Consider the following 19,800-nt stretch of genomic DNA (forward strand, 5'->3'; position numbering starts at 1 on the left):
CTCTCCTAGTTTCTTGGCTTGTTCAGTTCTGGACTGAATGGTTGATCTTGTCGAACACCGGAAGGGCGGCTTCCACGGCGTCGCGTTCTGCCTGGCTTAGCGTTCCGAGGATCCCGGCGATGAATTCGTTACGGCGACGGTCTGCGTTCTCGACGGCGGCACGCCCCGCCGCCGTCGCGGCGACGCGGACGGCACGGGAGTCGTCCGGGTCCGCTTCGCGTTTGACCAGGCCCGCACGCTCAAGCTTGATGATCTGCTCCGTGGCACTGGGAACCTTGACCCCAAGGTTCCGTGCGATCCCACCGACGCGGGCACCGCCGTCGAGCGCCATCTTGAGGACGCCAAGCTGGGCAGAGCTGAGTTGCTCCTCGGAATCGAGGCGGCGCATCACGTAGACGCTCTGCCGCAAAGCTTCCCGGAATGATTGGGCGAGGGCAAGGAGCGCATCGTCAACGTGATTGGTATTCATATTTAGGTATCCTAACAGTTAGGCTGCCTAAATATCAAGGGGTCCGGGCCTTTGGTTTGGCGCGGCCTCTAGGCCGCCCGCGCTACAGCGCCAGCTTCATTCCCTCGTGACTTGCCACGAAACCAAGCCGCTCATAGAAGCGATGGGCGTCCTTGCGGGACTTGTCGCTGGTGAGCTGGACCAGGGTGCAGCCCCTGTTCCGCGCCTCTTCGATGGCCCATTGCATCATGGCCGCACCGACGCCGTGATCCCGCAACTCGGCGGCGACGCGCACGGCCTCGATCTGGCAGCGCAGCGAGCCCTTCCGGGCCAAGCCCGGGATGAAACTCAGCTGGAAAGTTGCAACGCAAGCGCCGTTCAAGTGGCCCACCACCAACAGTTGGGCCGGATCCTCGTTGATCTGCTGAAACGCCTGCAGATAGGGGCCGACGTCCTCGGCATTTTCACGGGAACTGCCCAATTGATCGGCGGCGAGCAGTCTCAGAATGGCAGGGAGGTCCTCCCAATGGGCCCGGCGGAGCGTGAAGACGCCTTCGTCCAGAACCATGCTCAATAGCGGCTTCACTCCTGGATTTGCGTGACTCATAACACCAGCCTGACACAAGCTTGCGGCTTCGGTTTACGCGCCTTCATGAATTCTAGGTGAAACGATCAATCACAAATTCTTGAATGGTTCGAGTTAGTTTGGACTAGCAGAATTGTTAGCCACGTCACCATGCGGCGAATCACCCGAAGGATGCAGATATGTCCGACCAGACAACAACGGGGCAACGCACTGCCTCCAGCAAAGACAGCGAGCCGCATCTGGCACGCTCACTGAGCAACCGCCACATCCAGTTGCTTGCCATCGGCGGCGCCATCGGAACAGGCCTGTTCATGGGCTCCGGAAAGACCATCTCTGTCGCCGGGCCGTCCGTGATCTTCGTGTACATGATCATCGGCTTCATGCTGTTCTTCGTCATGCGCGCCATGGGCCAACTCCTGCTGTCCAACCTGAACTACAAGTCCTTCAGCGACTTCGCCGGCGACCTCCTCGGTCCCTGGGCAGGCTTCTTCACCGGCTGGACCTATTGGTTCTGCTGGGTGGTGACTGGCGTGGCCGATGTCATCGCCATCGCGGGTTACGCCAATGAGTTCTGGCCGGGCGTGCCGCTCTGGATTCCAGGGCTCGCGACCATCGTCATCCTGCTCCTCCTGAACCTCCCCACAGTGAAGGCCTTCGGCGAGACTGAGTTCTGGTTCGCGCTCATCAAGATCATCGCCATTGCCGCGTTGATCATCGTGGGCATCGTGATGATTTCCACCGGCTTCACGTCCGACGCCGGCGCCGCAAGCTTCACCAACCTCTGGAGCCACGGCGGCTTCTTCCCCAAGGAATTCATGGGGTTCGTTGCCGGCTTCCAGATCGCCGTCTTCGCCTTTGTGGGTATCGAACTGGTGGGCACCGCCGCGGCCGAGACCAAGAACCCGGAGCACAACCTGCCCCGCGCCATCAACGCCATCCCGGTCCGGGTCATGCTGTTCTACGTCGGCGCGCTCATCATCCTGATGTCCGTCATCCCGTGGACCGAGTTCAAAGCCGGCCACAGCCCGTTCATCGCCATGTTCTCCCTGGCCGGACTGGGCATCGCGGCCACCGTGGTGAACCTCGTGGTCCTGACTTCCGCCATGTCCTCGGCCAACTCCGGTATCTACTCGACGTCGCGCATGGTGTTTGGCCTGGCGAACGACGGCGATGCCCCGAAGATGTTCGGCCGTCTTTCGAGCCGCAAGGTTCCGCAGAACGCCCTGTTCCTGTCCTGCGTGCTTCTCCTTGGCGGCGTCGCCCTGCTCTATGCGGGCAAGGACATCGGAGCAGCTTTCGACATGGTCACCACGGTGTCCGCCGTCTGCTTTATGTTCGTGTGGTCGATCATCCTGGCCAGCTACCTCGTCTTCCGAAAGCGCCGGCCCCAACTGCACGAGGCATCGACGTTCAAGATGCCCGGCGGGATCGTGATGGTGTGGGTGGTCTTCGCCTTCTTCGGCTTCCTGGTCTGGGCCCTGACGACGCAGCCGGACACCCTCACAGCTTTGCTCGTAACGCCCATCTGGTTCGCGATCCTCGCCGTCGCCTACGCCTTGGTCCGGAAATCGCCATTGCACCAAGCCCGCGTCGCCGAGTGGAAGGCCATGGCCGAAACCGAGACGGCCGCAGTCGAAACCGCCGCCCGCTAGGACGCCCGCTCACCTATAGCGGCCATCCTTCCGACGCGCGCTCACCTACGAGCCTTTTCGACGCAACGCCCGCTCACATATAGCGGCCATCCTTCGGACGCGCGCTCACCTATATGGGCAAAACCCGAAACCCTCCCTCACGTCATCACGCGAAGGAGGGTTTCGGCTGTCCCGCCAAAGGCGGGTGAGCGTTGGGCGCCGGGACTTATGCTGGCGCGGGCTGCAAACTCCGACGGCGGATCGGTTGTCGCGCCGCGGCGGCTGACAAAGCTCCGAAGGCCAAGAACGCAGCAAAGGTTCGTACTGCGTGGCCCACCTGCCAACGGTCGCGTATGTCCGCCCAGTCCCCTGGCGGGTTGCTGACGTTCCATCCAGCTTCGGCCAGATTGATAGGAACGTTGACTACGAGTGTTGTGATCAAGGCCGCGAGCAGCAGCGCGAGGGCGCCGGCCACCAACCAGAAACCGCGATCCCTTGTCTTGAGCTCCATCAATACCAGGGCCGCCGTGGCAATCAGCGCTGGAAACAGGAGGACTGAGGCCAGGAGAGGCAGCCCGACGAGGGCCACCTGCTGGAGCTGGGCGTAAACCGTGCTGCTAAATTGCCGCAAGGACAATTCCAAGACGAGTATCCCAGTGAGGAACCCCGCGAACAGGCCGACGAATACAAGCCCAGCGATACGGACCACTGACTGGATGGCTAGACGGCTCATGACAACTTTCCCTCGGGGACGCTATCCGGCGCGGCCTTCTTGCTGCTGGCTTCACGCAAAAGTAGCTGAATGAGGTTCGGTTTCTGCGAAAAGGTTGCGACTGCTACGTTTTTGCGCACGAACTCGTCCGAAGTGAGTTGCCTGAGCATTGAGTCCGCAAGGTCGGCCCGCGACGTGAAAGTGCCATTTATGTAGTCAACGGCCATCTTGTACTCGGTCACGGAATCGGTTTCGAAAAGACCGGAAGGCCGCATGATTGTCCAGTCCAGGCCGCTGTCGACGACGGCGGCCTCCATCCGCCGCATGTCCTCGTACAGCGTCTTACCCAGCAGCTTGGTGACGAGGGGCTGTAGCACCTTCTCGAAAAAGAATCCGCCATGCGGGCCGGCCATAGTATCGGTAGCGCTGGAACTCACGCAGACCAATCGACGGACGCCATGGTTGCCCATTGCCCGGATGATGTTGCCCGTGCCTACTGAATAGACCGTGATCGGCCGGCGACTGTATGGAACACCGAGCGTTGAGAGGACGGCATCACTTCCTTCGACGACGGCGCTCACGTCCTCGAAGTTGTACACATCGGCGCCGACCACACTCAGGCCGGGAGCGGATAGCGGGAATTCGTGCGGCCTGCGCGTGACAGCGGTGACGACGTGTCCGGCGTCGAGCGCTTGTGCGGTGAGAATCCTTCCGGTGGGGCCGTTCGCCCCGAATACTGCAATCTTCATGTGATGCGGCCTCCGGTATTCTTGTCCTAGGAAAACCATACAATACAGAAACGATATCATATGAGTTCCATATCAAATCAAGAGGCGGCAACTCCGCGCCGTCGGCGGCGTGCTGTCGCTGAGCTCAAAGCCGAGCTTCGCGGCGTGCGCGTGCAACTATCCGTACTCAATCACCAGGTCGGCACCCAAGCCGAACTGAAGGATGTTGACCTCGACTGCCTTGACCTGATCTCAAGCAGGGGGCCGCTCAGCCCGAGCACGTTGGCCAAACACGCCGGCCTGCACCCAGCCACCATGACTGGCATCCTCGACCGGCTTGAACGCGGAGGCTGGATTGTCCGGGACCGCGATCCGTCCGACCGGCGCGCCGTAGTGATCCGGGTTCTTCCCGACAGAAACGCCGAGATGTTCCGCCTCTACTCGGGAATGAACAGCCTCATGGACACCATCTGCGCAGACTACGACGACGCTGAAATCGCAGTCATTACCGACTTCCTGCGGCGCGTCCAGGCCGCCGGAAGAACGGCGTCGGAAGAACTCGGCAATTGATCGACGCTCGCTCACTTTTGGAGCCCAAAGCGCTCACCCTCCTTCACATCAGGTAAAGGAGGGTGAGCGAGCGTTCAGGAAAAAGCCGGCATATCCGAGCGAGCGTCCCGGAAAAGGCCCGCATATCTGAGCGGGCGTCGCAGGCCGGCTGGCACGCGGGCGCACCGGACCGCCAGCGGGCGTCGCCGGAAAGCCTAGGCCTCGGCCTTGCGGTCTTCGATCAGCTTCTGCACTTGCGGGAACAACGGGTGCGACGGCGGCAGTTCAGTGATCCGCTCAACCGCCTCGGCGGCGTCCATCTCCGAAAGCATGCGGGCGAGTTCCACGGCTTCGTCGTCGGCTCCGTCGTCGAAACGAAGGGCAGCGGACATCGCGTCGAGCAAGGCAACGGGAGTTATTCCGCGCTCGGCCAGTTCCGCTGCCGGGCCGATGAACCGTTCGTGCCGGCCCAACTTCCGGAGCGGAGCACGGCCAACCCGGTTCACGGTGTCCGGCAGGTACGGGTTGGTGAAGCGGGACAGGATCTTCTGCACGTACGCTTCCTGCTCAGCTTCGACGAAACCGTGCTTGGCCACGAGAAGCTGTTTGGTCTCCTCCAGCACGGCACGCACCCGGGCGGCCACCGAGGCGTCGGCCATCGCATCGGAGATCTTCTCCAAGCCGGCGCCGTAGCCGAAGTATGCTGCCGAGGCGTGTCCCGTGTTGACCGTGAAGAGCTTCCGTTCGATATACGGACCGAGCTCGTCCACGAAGGTCGCGCCGGGGATCACTGGCGCCGCCCCCGCGAACGGCGTGCGGTCGATGACCCACTCGTAGAAGGTCTCCACAGTGACGTCCAGGCCTTGGCCCGGCGCCTGGTTGGGGACAATTCTGTCCACCGCGGTATTCGCAAAAACAGCAGCGGAGGACAGGTCACCGGCGGCACCGTCCCAAGCGGCTTCCACTTCGGAATGCAGGAGGTCCGTGGCGTTGATGGCGTTCTCGCAGGCCATGACCTGGAGCGGAGCCAACGACGGCGAGCGGCCGGCGATGCCGCGCGCGATCACGGGTGCCACGAACTTGAGGATGTGCGGCCCGACCGCCGTGGTGACGAGGTCCGCCGTCGCGATTTCCGCGACGACGGCAACCTCTTCGGTGCCCGAATTCAGGGCCCGGAAACCGGACACGGTCTTGACCGCCGCGTTTTCTCCGACCTCGTGGACCTCGTAGGAGGACGCGGAGGCGAGTTGGCTGATCAAGGCATCCGCGACATCGGCGAAGACCACCTCATATCCGGCCTCGTGCAGCAGCAAGCCGACGAATCCCCGTCCGATGTTCCCTGCCCCAAAATGGACTGCCTTCACTATGCGTTGACCTTCCCGAACAGATCCAGCACTTCCTGAACCGACGTGGCCTGTTCAAGCTGGGCCACTTGCGCCTTGTCCGTGAAGATCTTGGCGATGGAGGACAGGATGTGGAGGTGCTCGTTGTTGATGCCGGCGACGCCGACGACGAACTTGACCTGCTTGCCGCCCCAGTCGATGCCCTCGGGATAGCGGACGATCGACACACCGGAGTGCAGGATGTGGTTCTTGGCAGCGTTCGTGCCGTGCGGGATGGCCAGGAAGCTGCCCATGTACGTGGACACCGATTCCTCGCGCTCATGCATGGCGTGAATGTAGCCCATGTCCACGGCGCCGCGGTCCAGCAGGAGCTTGCCTGCTTCGTCGATGGCCGAGTCACGATCCGTCGCGGTGCCGGTGAGGATCACGCTTTCGGGGAGCAGGACATCCTTGCCCCCGACGACGGCTGGCTGGGCCGCGTGGGCACCGGCGGCCGGTTCGGCAACCGCCGTCGAGCCCTCAGCGCCGGATCCGGCGTTGCTGCTCTTGACCAGTTCCACAATCTCCTCGTACCGGGGACTATTCATGAAGTTGTCCACGGAGACGTGCACGGCGCTGGAGGTGACCGGACGCGCGCGTTCTGTCAGGTCCTGGTGCGTGACCACGACATCGTAAGTGTCGCTGAGGTTGGCAATGGCCGAATTGGTGACCTTGACGTCCGGGAAACCGGCTGCCTTGATCTTGTTGCGCAGGACCGAGGCACCCATCGCGCTGGAGCCCATGCCGGCGTCGCACGCGAACACGATGTTCTGGATAGGACGGGTCAGGACGGCGGTACCGCCGCCGGCGCCCAGGAGGGTGGAGGAAACGGAGCTCTTTTTGCCCTTGAGTTCTTCCATCCTGGACGTTGCCTGGCCCAGCGCGTCCACATCGGTGGTCTTGCTGGTCCGCAGGATCACGGAGGCGATCAGGAAGGACACTGTGGCTGCGAGGAGCACGGACAGGGCGACACCGAAATAGCTGTCTTTCGCTGTCGCGGCAAAGACGGCGATGATGCTGCCAGGGGCTGCCGGCGAACGCAAGCCCGCGCCGGTGACCACCAAGGTGAAGATGCCGGTCATGCCGCCCGCGATCGTGGCGAGGATGAGGATCGGCTTCATGAGAATGTACGGGAAGTAGATCTCGTGGATACCGCCGACAAACTGGATGAGCGCGGCGCCGGGAGCGGATGCCCGTGCCAGGCCCTTGCCGAAGAACATGTAGGCGAGCAGGACGCCGACGCCCGGGCCGGGGTTCGCCTCGAGCAGGAACAAGATGGACTTGCCGTTTTGCAGCGCTTGTTCCGTACCGAGCGGAGTGAGGATGCCGTGGTTGACCGCGTTGTTGAGGAACAGGACCTTGGCGGGTTCGATGAAGATGCTGGTCAGCGGCAGGAGTCCGTTGTGGACCAGGAACTCGACGACGTTGCTCGCGCCGTCGCTGAAGGCCTTAACAACCGGACCGATCACCAACATGCCGAAGATGGCCAGTGCGGCACCGACGATGCCTGCGGAGAAGTTGTCGATCAGCATCTCGAAGCCCGGCTTGACCCGGCCCTCCCACACTTTGTCGAGCTTCTTCATGATCCAGGCCGTGAGCGGGCCCATGAGCATGGCACCGATGAACATCGGAATATCCGTACCCACAATCACACCCATGGTGGCGGCGGCTCCAACCACGCCGCCGCGGATGCCATGGACCGCCCGGCCGCCGGTATAGCCGATCAGCAGCGGCAACAGGTACGTGATCATGGGGCCCACGAGTTTGGCCAGGTCCGCATTGGGGAAGAACCCTGCCGGGATGAACAGGGCGGTGATGATGCCCCATGCAATAAAGGCCCCGATGTTGGGCATGATCATGCCCGAGAGGAACGTTCCGAACTTTTGGACACCAACGCGCACGCTGGTGCGCGGTTTCGCAACTGACGCTGTTGCCATTGTGTGAATTCCTAACGTGAGTCCCGCATCAATGCGGAATCAGTCGATATCTATCGAAGGAGGACAGCTCTAGGAGCTGCTGGAGATTCGGTGAAGCCATTCAAGGAACAGCTTCAGTTCCGAACTGGATAGCTGGTCTGAATGCGAGGCTTGGAGTGCCGCATTCAGCGCGATTGCCGCAACAACAACGGACGACTTGCCGGAGTCGTCTGCTGCGGCGCCACGGGCTGTTTCCGTGGACACGGCGAAAATCATGGAATCCCGGGTCATGGTGGAGAGTTCGAGGTTCCGGTCTTCCAAAGGCTCTGCGATGAGCATGAGCGTGACGCCAACGTTGGCCGCCAGGATGCTTCTGGCCGCCTCACGCGGGGGTACGTTGATCTGCCCGGCAATGGCCGCCTTGCTCAGCATCTCCTCCAGAAGCGACTCGGCATCAGCCACGATGGCCGGCCTGCTTTCCGGACGGATGTTGCCGAACATCACCAGGTAAAGGTGCGGTTGGGTAAGTCCGAACTGGACGTGGTTGTCCCACATCCGGCGGACATCCTCCAGGGGGACCCCGGAGGGTGCGAAGTCCCGCTCTCCCGCCACGTACTCCTCGAAGCCGGCTGCAACGACGGCGTCGAACAGCCCCTCCTTGTCGCCGAAGTGGTGGTAAAGCGTGGGCGCCGTGACGCCGGCAAGTTTGGTGATTTGGCGCGTAGAGACCGGCGACCCATCCGAATTCGCCAGCAACTCGGCAGCTGCACGGAGCAGCCGAGTTTTGGGCGGAAGCTGGTCATCGAAACTCATAGCCGCTACCCTAGCACCTATAGCAACGCTATATGAAGTGAGTCACAGGAGATTTTTTCGGACCTCGAGGCGCCGCAGCCGGTGGGTCCGATCCGAGAGCAGGAACAGAGGATTTCAGTGCAGAATTTCCAAGGAGTAGGCGTTAGCCCGGGCCGCGTCATTGGCACTATCCGTCAGATGCCCAAACCAGTCAGCGAACCGCCGTCGGGCGAGAAGCTAGCGGCATCCACCACCGCGGAAGACGCCGTCGCGGGCCTCAAAGCGGCGGCACAGTCGGTCCACGACGAACTCAAAGCACGCGCGGACAAGGCCAGCGGCGACGGCAAGGCCGTGCTGGAAGCCACCGCGCTCATGGCCAAGGACACCATGCTCCTGAAATCGGCCACCAAGCTCATCAACAACAACGGCAGCTCCGCCGAACGCGCCATCTGGGAAGCCGGCGCCTCCGTGTCCGAAATGCTCCACAACCTGGGCGGATACATGGCCGAGCGCGCCACCGACGTCCTGGACGTCCGCGCGCGGATCGTCGCCGAACTTCGCGGAGTCCCCGCCCCAGGGATCCCGGCGTCGGACACTCCGTTCATCCTCGTGGCCGAAGACCTCGCTCCCGCCGACACCGCAACGCTGGACCCCGCCGTCGTGACAGCACTGGTCACCTCGGGCGGCGGACCGCAGTCCCATACGGCGATCATCGCGCGCTCGCTCGGCCTGCCCGCGGTCGTCGCGGCCCGCGGTGTGGACGAAATTCCTGACGGCGCAGAAGTCTTTGTGGACGGCGCAGCCGGCTCACTCTCCCTCGAACCCAGCGAAGAACAGCGCGCGGCCGCCCTCGCATGGGTCGAAAACGCCGCCACTCTGGCGGTCTTTGACGGAAACGGCACGACGGCGGACGGCCACTTGGTGCCCCTCCTCGCCAACGTCGGCGGCGCCAAGGACGCTGCCGCGGCCGCCGCGCTCGGCGCGCAGGGCGTGGGCCTTTTCCGCACCGAATTCTGCTTCCTGGAACGCGACACCGAACCGACGGTGCTGGAACAGGCCGCCGCGTACAGGGGCGTGTTCGACGCTTTCCCGGGCAAAAAGGTTGTACTCCGCACCCTCGACGCCGGCGCCGACAAGCCCCTTCCCTTCCTCACCGACGCCACCGAGCCCAACCCTGCCCTCGGTGTGCGCGGCTACCGCACCGACTTCACCACGCCCGGTGTTTTGGACCGCCAGCTCGAGGCCATCGCCATCGCTGCCGACGAAACAGAAGCCGAGGTGTGGGTCATGGCACCCATGATCTCGACCGCCGCCGAGGCCGCCCATTTCGCGTCGATGTGCGATGCCGCGGGAATCAAGACGCCCGGCGTGATGGTGGAAGTTCCCTCCGCGGCATTGACCTCGGCGTCGGTCCTCCGACACGTGGGCTTCGCGTCCCTCGGCACCAACGACCTCACCCAGTACGCCATGGCCGCCGACCGGCAACTCGGACCCCTCGCCGAACTCAACACCCCGTGGCAGCCCGCCGTCCTGCGCCTCGTCCAGCTGACAGTGGCGGGCTCGGCGGAAGAAGGCAACGGCAAACCCGTTGGCGTCTGCGGTGAAGCTGCCGCGGACCCGGCCCTCGCCGTCGTACTCGTTGGCTTGGGCGTGTCCACACTGTCCATGACCGCCCGCTCGCTGGCCGCCGTCGGAACCGTGCTCAAAACGGTGACGTTGGAACAGGCACAGGAGCTCGCCAGACTGGCGCTCAGCGCACCCGATGCGCTTGACGCGAAGGCCTGGGTCCGCGCCAAACTGCCGATCCTCGAGGAACTCGGGCTCTGAGCCCAGCCGTACTGCCCCCTACCTGAACACAAGGAGAAACCATGCCCGAACGCACCGCCACCATCGCCAGCCGCTCCGGACTGCACGCCCGTCCGGCGGCGATTTTTGCGGAAGCCGCGGGGGAATCCCCGGTTGAAGTGACCATCGCGATGGCCGGTTCGCCTGCCGATGACGCGCTCGACGCCGCCAGTATCCTTTCGCTCATGACGCTCGGCGCGGGGAAGGGCGACGTCGTCGTGCTTCGGGCCGAGGGCGACGGCGCCGACGCTGCCCTCGATTCCCTGGTGACACTGTTGGAAACGGACCTCGACGCGGAGTAGGCGCCTCCCCCTCAAACGCTCGCTCACATATGGTGGCTTCCCGCCAGACGCTCGCTCACATATGGTGGCCTCCCGCCAGACGCTCGCTCACATACGGTGGCTTCCCGCCAGACGCTCGCTCACCGTTGATTGGCGAGCGAGCGTCCGGGATTTTGGGCTCATATCTGAGCGAGCGTCTGGGGGGCCGCGCCGGGGGCGGGGGATACCGTTTTAGGCGAAGGCGGAGATGCCCGTGATCGAGCGTCCGATGATCAACGCTTGGACAGTCTCTGTGCCTTCATAGGTATGGATGCCCTCTATGTCGGCGAAGTGCCGGGCCACGCGGTTGGCCAACAAGATCCCGTTGCCACCGAGCAGGTCGCGGGCGTTCGAGGCGATGCTGCGGGCAGTGCGAGTGCAGGTGAACTTCGCGAGCGCCGCCTGCGCGGGAGTCAGCACGCCCTCTTCGTCCAGCTTGGTCATCTGCATGACCATGAGCTGCATGGTGGCGAGCTCCGAATGCATCCGGGCAAGTCGCTCCTGCACAATCTGCGAAGCGGCCAGTGGGCGGCCGAACTGCCGGCGTTGGGCCGCGTACTGCACCGCGGTTTCGTAACAGGCAGTGGCGTGCCCGACGGCGGACCAGGCCACTCCCAGCCGGGTCGCCAAGAGCACCCGGGCTGTGTCCTTGAAACTCCGGGCACCCGGGAGCGCGTTTTCCGCCGGGACGAAGACATCCTCAAGGCGGATGTGTGCCTGCCAGATTGCCCTGAGTGACAGCTTGCCGTCAATGGTCGTGGCGGAGTACCCGGGGGAATCCTGGGGGACGAGGTATCCGTGAACCTGCCCGTCGTCGCCACGGGCCCAGACGACGGTCAGCCCGCCGATTGAGCCGTTGCCGATCCATTTCTTTTCACCGTTGAGCACATAGCCGCCATCGACGGCGGTCGCAGTCGTCTCGAGTCCCACCGAATCGGAACCGTGCGCGGGCTCGGTCAAGGCGAAAGCGCCATATTCCTCGGCCCGGGAAAGCGCGGGAAGCCAACGGTCCTGCTGCTCTGGGGAACCGCATTCCGCCACGGACCGCAAAGCCAAGCCGCCCTGGACAGCGACCACCGTGCCGATGGAGCCGTCCCCGCGGCTCAGTTCCATGGTGACCAGTCCGGCGGCGGTTTTGCTCATGGCCGGGAACCCGTCGACGTTGATTCCGTCGCGCAGCAGATCAAGTTCACCCAGGCGCTTCACCAGATGGAGCGGATACTCCGCGCGCTCCCAGTACCCCGCGATGACCGGGAGCACGTCGTCCTGGACAAAGGTCCGAGCGCGGTCCCAGTAGGCGCGGTCTTCGCGGCTAACGTCCTTGAAGACGGACGCCGGGTCCGGGTCCAGGGATTCGTTCAGGACATACTCGGGCTCCATGGTGCCGGCCGGAAAAGCTGCGCCGACCGGGAATATGGCATCCAGTTCCTCGGAAGCGCTGTTGGACATCGTCGTCATGGGGGATCCTCGCTCGGGGTTGCGATCTACGACTCCCAGCATGCGCTGACACTCAGTTTCATGTCAAGGAACTCAGTTCCACCATGGATTCTGCTGGATCGAACTAAGCCAGGGCGTCCCGAACCGCTTGAAGGATCCGTTCTGTACCCGCTGCCGGATCGAGGACAGCAACCACGACGGCGGGCCGGCCGCCTGGCGCGGACGCGGCACCGGCTGCGTCGCTACCCGCCTCGCCGGTTGAAACATGGGCGAAAGTGTCCGCCAACGCGCCCAATTCACGCCCGAGCCGCGCGGCCAGCTCTTCGGCTTCAGCTTCCCGCACATTGCGCTCCGCATCCGCCTCGCGTTCGCCAGCAGAAACCGCCCGCAGCCATTGGCGCAGGACGCTGTTGTGCACAGCAACCACCGACGCGGCAAAGGCCACGGCCGTGACCTCGCGGCTTTCGCCCTCGGGCAGCGCGGAAAGAAGATGATTCCGGAAAGCCCGTTGATAGCGATGCGTCATGACCAGTTCACGGTCACGAAGAGCCGGCACTTGATGCAGAAGCTCGTAGCGGGCGAGGGAGGTTCTCCAGTTGCCCACATGGTGGCCAAAAACCAAGAGCGCGGCATCCACGACGGCACGCAACGGATCCGCCGTCGTCCGCGCAAGGAGGTCCTGGACCCGCGCCAGAATACGGTCGTGATCAGCGAAAACAATGTCCTCTTTGGAGCCGAACTTGCGGAAAAGCGTGCTCCGGCTGATCCCTGCGGCATCGGCAAGATCGTCCACGGAGGTCGCGTCATAGCCTTGCCGCACCAGTAGATCGATTGCCGCGGCCACGGCGAGCGCGGGATCCGGATTGGCGGGGTAGTTGACCATAGGCGTGAATCTAACACGGCGGCGTAACCGCACAGCCTTGAGCGCGGCTAGGCTTCTGCCATGGCATTGATAGCTCCCCGCGTGACGCCTGGCTTGCCCGCGGACGACGCCCGTAACCTGGCGCGCTCACTCCAGGACAGCAACGACATCACCGTCTTCGTGGATGGCACGGTCCACCGGCTGCCGGATGAGGCGAGGGACGCCGTCGTCGACCTCCTTGGCAGGCTGGGCCGAGGTGAAGCTGTGACCGTGAGCAGCGTCGAGGAAATGCTCACGACGTCGAGAGCGGCCGAACTCGCGGGAATCTCGCACACCTACCTGCGGAACATGACTGACCGTGGCGAAATCCCGGTGGAATACCGCGGCACGCATCGGCGCATCAGGCTCGCGGACATCATGGCGTGGCTGGAAACCCAGAAGAAGACGGCCGCGGCGGAAGAGGAAAGCAACAAGTAGAAAAGCTACGCGAGGGCGGCCTTGAGCGCAGCGTGGACCCAATCCCGGTAGCGGTCCAATCCCCAGGCGAAGTCCAGCACGAGTGACCGGTAGGTGTCCGGATGACCCACCGACCAGATCACGGCAGCGGCTTGCTCGTCGCTCATGCCGGAGCTCAGTGCCCCGCGCCGCCTGAGCGCGGCCGCAGCTTCCGCATAGTTCCGTAGCCGGGTTTCGGCCCGGTCCCGCTCCACTTTTGCGGCTTCGGCGTCGACGGCGGAGGCCTGCCGCATGACGGTGAACAATTGGGTGCTCCGCGGATTCACCTCGGCAAACCAGTCGGCCAACAGCGCCAGGACCGCTCCGGCGTCGGCGGCTGCGGCAGTCCGCTCGCGCATGGTCTCCGGCACGGTGCGAGGAGCATCCGGACCCGCAGCCGTCGCGTCGACCACGGCGGAGAGCAGCGCAGCCTTGTTGCCCACGGAGTTGTAGATGGTCTGGACGGCCACACCTGCTTGCTCGGCAACGGCCCCGATAGTGGTGGCCACATACCCTTTGCTCAGAAACAGCTGACGGGCGGCCTCCACCACGGCAGCTTTGGTTGCGACAGCTTGAGCTAAGCGCCTGTCATTGTGCCGGATTTCCACGAAAAAAGAATATCATTCCAGTTAGTGGAATGCTATTCTAGTGACCTCGGACACCTCAGGAGGCTTCGCGATGGACAGCAATGAGGCAGTGAACACGGTAATTGTGGGCGCCGGGCAGGCGGGCCTCGCCACCGGATACCACCTGAAGAAGCACCGGCAAGATTTCCTCATCCTGGACTCGCAGGCCCGCGTCGGCGACGTGTGGCGGAGCCGATGGGATTCCTTGCGTCTCTTCACCCCGGCGCAGCACGATTCCCTTCCCGGCCTGCCGTTTCCAGCCGCCCGGGGGACCTTTCCCGGCAAAGACGCCATGGCCGAATACCTCGAGAATTACGCCACGAACTGGGAACTCCCGGTACGCCATGGCGCCCGCGTCGTCGGCATCGAGCGGGAGGACGGCCGGTTCCGGGTGCAGTCGAGCACCGGGTCGATCCTGGCGAGAAACGTTGTTGTTGCCACGGGCCCGAATACACAGCCACGGGTCCCGGCGTTCGCCAGGGATCTCGATCCCGGCATCCACCAACTGCACGGAGCGGAATACTCCAACCCGGACTCAATTCCGCCCGGAGATGTCCTGGTGGTCGGCTCCGGCACCTCCGGCGTCGAAATCGCCTTGGAGCTCGCACTCACGCACCGCACCTACATCGCAGGAAACCCTCCGTTCCACATTCCAGGCCCCGTGACGCGATACGCCGGCGGGCTTTGGTGGCTCTTCATCCACAAGGTGCTGAACAGATCCACCCCTATCGGCCGCAAGGTCGCGCTCGGGTTCACCCAGCACGGCGCGCCACTGATCCGGACCTCAACGCGGGAGCTCGACGCCGCGGGAGTCACCCGCCTACCACGCCTGAAGGGCACGCGCGATGGCCAACCCCTGACCGATGAAGGTCACGCGATACCGGTGTCCACGGTCATCTGGGCTACTGGTTACCAACCGGACTTTGGCTGGATCCAAGGACTTCCCACGGATGGGGACGGCTGGCCGCTCACCCTCCGGGGCGCCGTGGAACAACTCCCAGGACTGTTCTTTGTGGGCATGCCCTTCCAATACGGGTTGACCTCCGGCCTCGTGGGTGGGGTCGGCCGCGACGCCGAACACGTCGCGGGACTCATCGCCGGCCAGGCCGGGCAAAAACGGGTCACCGCGCCCGTTATTCAAATGTGACTTTGCATGCCGGCTGTTGTAACGTCGAGGGGCGACCCAGTCCCCAGCCGGGCCGCTTCCGGGTTGACGCCGAGCTCTGCCGCAACCCGGAATCCGCCAGACCCGCGGCAGAGACGGGGGACCCAGAGTCTCCGGGCCCACTTCAGGCCCTTGGGGTGAAGCCGCCACGCGCGGCCGGACGGCCTCGTCCGAACCCGACAGCTAACCTCGAAGGCGTTGAGAGGCAATCACCATGTCCCCAACCATGGATCAGCCTCGCCGTGCCCAAGTGGCGGGCGAGAGCACCAAACCAACCGGACGTCGTCGGGCCACAGACAGCGAACCGTTCATCGCTGCGCCGGCTTCCGAACCTTTGAGTTCGACGGCGGCGCCCACCCCCACGGCAACACCGACGACGGCGGCGCCCACCACGCGCGCGGCCGCCCGGGCGGCCGAACGGAAGCGGGCCTCCGAAGCCAGCGAAACTGCGGCCATACAAACAGTGCCTGCTGCGGCGGCAGAACCTGCCACCGCGGCCATACCGACGGTGTCTGCTGCGACCTTGGCTCGCGCGACAGCAGAGTCGGCCAAAACCGAGAACGCAGCCACAACGGCACTTCCCGCGGCAACCCGCGCCGGCGCCGGTCCGGCGCCCCTTACCGGTTCCTCCTTCAGCCGTGAACCACACGCCGTCCTCAAGAAGGCCGCCGCCGTCCGGACGATGAGCAACCGAATGGCAGTGGTGACAGGTGCCCTAGGCATCTTGTTGGCCGCCGGCTCCCTGGGACAAGCCCTCGAGTTGCCCTTCTTCGGCCAGGAATCCCGCGCCCAGGACGCTGCCAGCGCAGACAGCCAGGACTCCACGCAATCCAGCGCTCCTTCCACGACGCCAAGCACCTCCCCCAGCGCTGCGGGATCACCTTCGGCAGCTACCCCGAGCGCCAAGTCCGGCCAGGCCGGGGACCCGGCGCAGCATTCGCCGCAAGGACCGGCAGCTGTCGAATCGTCGAGCGTCCCTGCACCATCGATCTCCGTTCAGGTTCCGGCCCTCCCGTCAGCGCTGCCCCCAAGCCTCACCCCGGCGCCTGTTCCTTCCACCCCGGTTCCGGCCCAGCCTGCGCCGGCTCCCAGCCCCGGTCCGACCGGACCCGCTAGCCCAACCCCGACACCGGATCCGACGGATCCAGCGTCTCCGACTCCCGCACCCACAGGTTCTTGGAAGCCGCTGACCCCGGCCAGCCCCACACCGACGCCACCGCCTACCCAACCGGGCGTCGATCTTGGGTCGATTCTGGACGCAGCAACCAAGGCACTGCAGTGAGGATGGGAGGGCATCGAGCATTTGCCGTCGAGTGGCACGGACGATGCTGCCGGAACACCCGGACGCAGATGATTCAGCACCGCCCGGACCGCTGGCGCTGCAGCCTTCAGTTGAGGCAGTTCAACAAGTAGGCCAGCGCGGTTTCCGGTACCTGCGCTTCAAATCCGCGGTCGGCCAGCCCAGCGGCGCGCCTTGAGCGTTGCGTGGAGTTCGAGCCGGGTGGCGCCATTCAGCGGATCCGCTCCGATAAGCTGGCGGACCCTGGCCAGTCGGTTGTAGATGCTGCTGCGGTGCAGGTGGAGCTTCGAGGCCACATCCTGAACGGAGCCGTCGCTGTCGTAAAGGAGTTCGAGCACGGGCAGCAGCTCGCCGTTGCGGTCGGCGTCCTCGATCTCCTGGAATTGCACGGAACCCGAATCGTCCCACCCCCCGGGCGCCTGTAGCCGTTCGAACAACTGGTAGATCCCGGCCGAGCGGCTGTCCACGAGCTCGCCGAGCGGAGGATCGACGGCGGCAGCCTGGGCCGCGAGCTTCGACTGCCGGTACGCCCGGCCCAGTTGGCGAATAGCCGAAAACGGCTCGCTGATGCCAAGAATGACGCGGTCCACTTTTCGGCCGGCACGCTTGGCGAGTTCCAGCTGATAGTGGACCAGGACCTGGGCATGCTCTGCCCGTCCGCCCGTTTCGCGGAACAACAGGACCGAGTGCGTCTCAGTCCCGGCGCTGAAAAGCACGGAATCGACCCCGATAGTGGCCTGCAGTGCGACGGAACGGTGCGTCAGGGTCGCCGCGATCGGATCAGAGACGCCGCCACTGTCCGCAGCATCGAGCACGGTCACCAGCTGCCACGGTCCCCTGCCTTGGATCTCCTTCCATCCCGCCACGGCCGCCACCGCGTTGGACTCGCCTTGGCATGCAGCGAGGAATTCCTGCTCACGGCGGCGCCGGAACTCCGATTCCGCCGTGTTGGAATCGAGCAGCAACCCCGCGAGGAGGTCCAACTCGTCCCGGACCCCCGGCAGCTCGGCGAGTATCGCCGTCGCGGTCTGCTCGTCAAGGTCCTGCTGGACCCAGAGGTATCCCACACGGAATCCGCGCACCAGCAACGGGACGCAAACCCGCCCGACCATCCCGAGTTCTTCATTGGCTGGTACGACGACGGGACGCACCGCGGTTGCGATGCCGTGCGAGAGCTGCCAGGCGCTGACGTCCACCGGGACACGCTTGCTGAGGAGGAAATTCACGCGCACGCGGTCGGCGTGGGACTGGTTGGAGCTGTAGGCGAGCAGCACGCCGTCGAGGTCTTCCAAGGAGAGGCCGCGGCCCAACTTGAGTGCTACGTCCTCGACGATTTTCTCCACGTCTTGCTGCATGGAGAAAACACTACTTTGCCCCACGAACATCAGGCGACACCTGACGCCCTCAATATCGACAAATGTCGAGTCGAAGGCGGCAAAAACCGCGGAATTCCGGGGAAGTCGGCAACCGTGACGATCGCCTTTCCTGTCGGCTGGCTCACAGCGGATTTATTCTGGAAGCACAGTCCCCCGCAGAGAAAAAGGCCGTTGAAGCCTTTCGAAGATGGAGCCCAAAATGATCATCGGTGTCCCCAAAGAGATCAAGAACAACGAATTCCGCGTTGCCATCACGGCCGCGGGCGTTCACGAGTTCCGCACCCACGGCCACACCGTTCTGGTGGAACGGGGCGCAGGCCTGGGCTCCGGTATCACGGACGAGGAATACTCGGTTGCCGGCGCTGAGATCGTGGCGGAGGCCGACGACGTCTGGGCACGCGCTGACATGGTCATGAAGGTCAAGGAACCGATCAAGGCCGAGTACCACCGCTTCCGCAAGGGCCTGATCCTCTTCACCTACCTGCACTTGGCCGCCGAGGCCGAGCTGACCCAGGAACTCATCAACTCCGGCGTCACGGCCATCGCCTACGAAACCGTCCAGGACGGCCGCGCGCTGCCTCTGTTGGCACCCATGTCCGAGGTTGCCGGCCGCCTGTCGGTCGTCGTCGGCGCTTCCTCCCTCATGGCTCCGGCCGGTGGCAAGGGTGTGCTGCTGGGCGGCGTACCCGGCGTCCGCCCGGCCAAGGTTGTTGTCCTCGGCGCCGGTGTTGCCGGTACCAACGCCGCCGCCATGGCCTTGGGCCTGGGCGCCGACGTCACCATCCTGGACATCAACATCAACCGCCTCCGCGAACTGGACGCCCTCTACCAGGGCCGCCTGAAGACGGTCGCCTCCAACGCATACGAGATCGAGAAGTCCGTGGTCGACGCCGACCTCGTCATCGGTTCCGTGCTGATCCCGGGCGCCAAGGCCCCCAAGCTGGTCACCAACGAGCTGGTTTCCCGCATGAAGCCCGGCTCCGTGCTGGTGGACATCGCAGTGGACCAGGGCGGCTGCTTCGAGGACACGCACCCCACCACGCACCAGGAACCCACGTACAAGGTCCACAACACGATCTTCTACTGCGTCGCCAACATGCCGGGCGCCGTTCCGAACACCTCCACCTACGCCCTGACCAACGTCACCCTGCGCTACGCGGTGTCACTGGCCAACCTGGGCGTCAGGGCCGCATTCGACCGCGACCCCGCACTGGCGGCCGGACTCAACATCGCGGCAGGCAAGGTCACGCACCGCTCGGTTTCCGAGGCGCACAACCTGCCCCTCGTCGCCGACTGGCACAACCTGGTCTCGGCATAGTTTCCTCTCCGCCCCTCACCGGGGCGGCTTAGCGATCACGACTGCGGGGTGCGGCTTCCACGGGAAGCGGCACCCCGCCGTCGTGGTCCCCACCGACGCTCGCTCACTTATGTGGGGTTCTTGCGGGACGCTCGCTCGCTTTTAGGGCATTTTGGCCCGACGCTCGCTCAGATCTTCTGAGCGAGCGTTGAAGGTATCAGGCGTATTGGTGAGCGAGCGTCGGGTGAAAATAGGCCAGATCTGCAGGAGCGTCTAATGGAGTACCCCCGGCCGCCTGAGCGGCTCGTCCGAGCACGACGCCGGACACTCCAC

At 64.3% G+C, this 19,800-nt stretch carries 19 protein-coding genes and 1 riboswitch; of the genes, 8 read left to right on the forward strand and 11 right to left on the reverse strand.

Features of this window, described 5'->3' with window-relative positions; translation table 11 throughout:
* Positions 1–22: 22 nt before the first annotated feature.
* Both AC3WJM_RS06560 and AC3WJM_RS06565 read right to left on the reverse strand, forming a co-directional pair.
* Complete coding sequence (locus AC3WJM_RS06560; protein ID WP_306963595.1) at positions 23–469, reverse strand: MarR family winged helix-turn-helix transcriptional regulator; 447 nt, start codon at positions 467–469, stop codon at positions 23–25.
* A gap of 82 nt (positions 470–551) precedes the next feature.
* Positions 552–1,055: a GNAT family N-acetyltransferase gene (locus AC3WJM_RS06565; RefSeq protein WP_059388716.1), complete on the reverse strand. Its 504-nt coding sequence runs from the start codon at positions 1,053–1,055 to the stop codon at positions 552–554.
* A 158-nt stretch (positions 1,056–1,213) separates the two neighbouring features.
* On the opposite strand from AC3WJM_RS06565, the gene AC3WJM_RS06570 reads away from it, so the two are divergent.
* A complete protein-coding gene (locus AC3WJM_RS06570; protein ID WP_492271434.1) occupies positions 1,214–2,686 on the forward strand; it encodes an amino acid permease in 1,473 nt (490 codons plus the stop codon).
* Positions 2,687–2,891: 205 nt separating this feature from the next.
* On the opposite strand, the gene AC3WJM_RS06575 is transcribed toward AC3WJM_RS06570, so the two are convergent.
* Both AC3WJM_RS06575 and AC3WJM_RS06580 read right to left on the reverse strand, forming a co-directional pair.
* Complete coding sequence (locus AC3WJM_RS06575) at positions 2,892–3,398, reverse strand: anthrone oxygenase family protein (protein ID WP_492271435.1); 507 nt, start codon at positions 3,396–3,398, stop codon at positions 2,892–2,894.
* Entirely contained in the window at positions 3,395–4,126 is a 732-nt protein-coding gene (locus AC3WJM_RS06580) for an NAD(P)-dependent oxidoreductase (RefSeq protein ID WP_492271436.1), read from the reverse strand. Before AC3WJM_RS06580 ends, AC3WJM_RS06575 begins: the two co-directional genes overlap by 4 nt.
* A gap of 60 nt (positions 4,127–4,186) precedes the next feature.
* Between AC3WJM_RS06580 and AC3WJM_RS06585 the strand changes: the two genes are divergently transcribed.
* Positions 4,187–4,675 carry a MarR family winged helix-turn-helix transcriptional regulator gene (locus AC3WJM_RS06585; RefSeq protein ID WP_492271437.1) on the forward strand — a complete coding sequence of 163 codons (489 nt, stop codon included), beginning with the start codon at positions 4,187–4,189 and terminating at the stop codon, positions 4,673–4,675.
* Positions 4,676–4,869: 194 nt separating this feature from the next.
* Here AC3WJM_RS06585 and AC3WJM_RS06590 read toward each other — a convergent pair whose 3' ends face one another.
* From AC3WJM_RS06590 to AC3WJM_RS06600, 3 genes are all read right to left on the reverse strand, one after another.
* On the reverse strand, positions 4,870–6,018 hold the full coding sequence (locus AC3WJM_RS06590) for a mannitol-1-phosphate 5-dehydrogenase (protein WP_306963602.1): 1,149 nt from the start codon (positions 6,016–6,018) through the stop codon (positions 4,870–4,872).
* A complete protein-coding gene (locus tag AC3WJM_RS06595; RefSeq protein ID WP_441437722.1) occupies positions 6,018–7,973 on the reverse strand; it encodes a PTS mannitol transporter subunit IICBA in 1,956 nt (651 codons plus the stop codon). The genes AC3WJM_RS06590 and AC3WJM_RS06595 overlap by 1 nt, the downstream gene beginning before the upstream one ends.
* 69 nt (positions 7,974–8,042) lie before the next feature.
* The gene (locus AC3WJM_RS06600) at positions 8,043–8,765 is read right to left on the reverse strand and encodes a TetR/AcrR family transcriptional regulator (RefSeq protein ID WP_059388720.1); all 723 of its coding nucleotides are present in this window, start codon (positions 8,763–8,765) and stop codon (positions 8,043–8,045) included.
* 117 nt (positions 8,766–8,882) lie between these two features.
* On the opposite strand from AC3WJM_RS06600, the gene ptsP reads away from it, so the two are divergent.
* Both ptsP and AC3WJM_RS06610 read left to right on the forward strand, forming a co-directional pair.
* Positions 8,883–10,571, forward strand: a complete 1,689-nt coding sequence (ptsP, locus tag AC3WJM_RS06605; RefSeq protein ID WP_492271438.1) for a phosphoenolpyruvate--protein phosphotransferase — start codon at positions 8,883–8,885, stop codon at positions 10,569–10,571.
* 41 nt (positions 10,572–10,612) lie between these two features.
* On the forward strand, positions 10,613–10,891 hold the full coding sequence (locus tag AC3WJM_RS06610) for an HPr family phosphocarrier protein (RefSeq protein ID WP_492271439.1): 279 nt from the start codon (positions 10,613–10,615) through the stop codon (positions 10,889–10,891).
* 210 nt (positions 10,892–11,101) lie between these two features.
* Here the strand turns inward: AC3WJM_RS06610 and AC3WJM_RS06615 are convergent, their stop codons facing one another.
* Positions 11,102–12,358 carry an acyl-CoA dehydrogenase family protein gene (locus AC3WJM_RS06615; protein WP_492271490.1) on the reverse strand — a complete coding sequence of 419 codons (1,257 nt, stop codon included), beginning with the start codon at positions 12,356–12,358 and terminating at the stop codon, positions 11,102–11,104.
* Positions 12,359–12,470: 112 nt separating this feature from the next.
* A complete protein-coding gene (locus tag AC3WJM_RS06620) occupies positions 12,471–13,229 on the reverse strand; it encodes a TetR/AcrR family transcriptional regulator (protein ID WP_492271440.1) in 759 nt (252 codons plus the stop codon).
* A gap of 60 nt (positions 13,230–13,289) precedes the next feature.
* Between AC3WJM_RS06620 and AC3WJM_RS06625 the strand changes: the two genes are divergently transcribed.
* Positions 13,290–13,685, forward strand: a complete 396-nt coding sequence (locus AC3WJM_RS06625; RefSeq protein WP_284988963.1) for a helix-turn-helix domain-containing protein — start codon at positions 13,290–13,292, stop codon at positions 13,683–13,685.
* 5 nt (positions 13,686–13,690) lie between these two features.
* Here AC3WJM_RS06625 and AC3WJM_RS06630 read toward each other — a convergent pair whose 3' ends face one another.
* Positions 13,691–14,311 (reverse strand): TetR/AcrR family transcriptional regulator, encoded by a 621-nt coding sequence (locus AC3WJM_RS06630; protein WP_492271441.1) that lies wholly within the window; start codon positions 14,309–14,311, stop codon positions 13,691–13,693.
* Between the two features lie 70 nt (positions 14,312–14,381).
* Here AC3WJM_RS06630 and AC3WJM_RS06635 point away from each other — a divergent pair, with 70 nt between their 5' ends.
* The gene (locus tag AC3WJM_RS06635) at positions 14,382–15,476 is read left to right on the forward strand and encodes a flavin-containing monooxygenase (RefSeq protein WP_492271442.1); all 1,095 of its coding nucleotides are present in this window, start codon (positions 14,382–14,384) and stop codon (positions 15,474–15,476) included.
* An 84-nt stretch (positions 15,477–15,560) separates the two neighbouring features.
* Positions 15,561–15,706, forward strand: a riboswitch (cyclic di-AMP (ydaO/yuaA leader).
* Positions 15,707–15,708: 2 nt separating this feature from the next.
* Complete coding sequence (locus tag AC3WJM_RS06640; RefSeq protein ID WP_492271443.1) at positions 15,709–16,776, forward strand: hypothetical protein; 1,068 nt, start codon at positions 15,709–15,711, stop codon at positions 16,774–16,776.
* 158 nt (positions 16,777–16,934) lie between these two features.
* Here the strand turns inward: AC3WJM_RS06640 and AC3WJM_RS06645 are convergent, their stop codons facing one another.
* Positions 16,935–18,149 carry a PucR family transcriptional regulator gene (locus tag AC3WJM_RS06645; RefSeq protein ID WP_492271444.1) on the reverse strand — a complete coding sequence of 405 codons (1,215 nt, stop codon included), beginning with the start codon at positions 18,147–18,149 and terminating at the stop codon, positions 16,935–16,937.
* Between the two features lie 220 nt (positions 18,150–18,369).
* On the opposite strand from AC3WJM_RS06645, the gene ald reads away from it, so the two are divergent.
* Positions 18,370–19,488: an alanine dehydrogenase gene (gene ald, locus AC3WJM_RS06650; protein ID WP_284988959.1), complete on the forward strand. Its 1,119-nt coding sequence runs from the start codon at positions 18,370–18,372 to the stop codon at positions 19,486–19,488.
* The last annotated feature ends 312 nt before the right edge of the window (positions 19,489–19,800 follow it).

Source organism: Arthrobacter sp. FW306-1B-G06A (assembly GCF_058781765.1).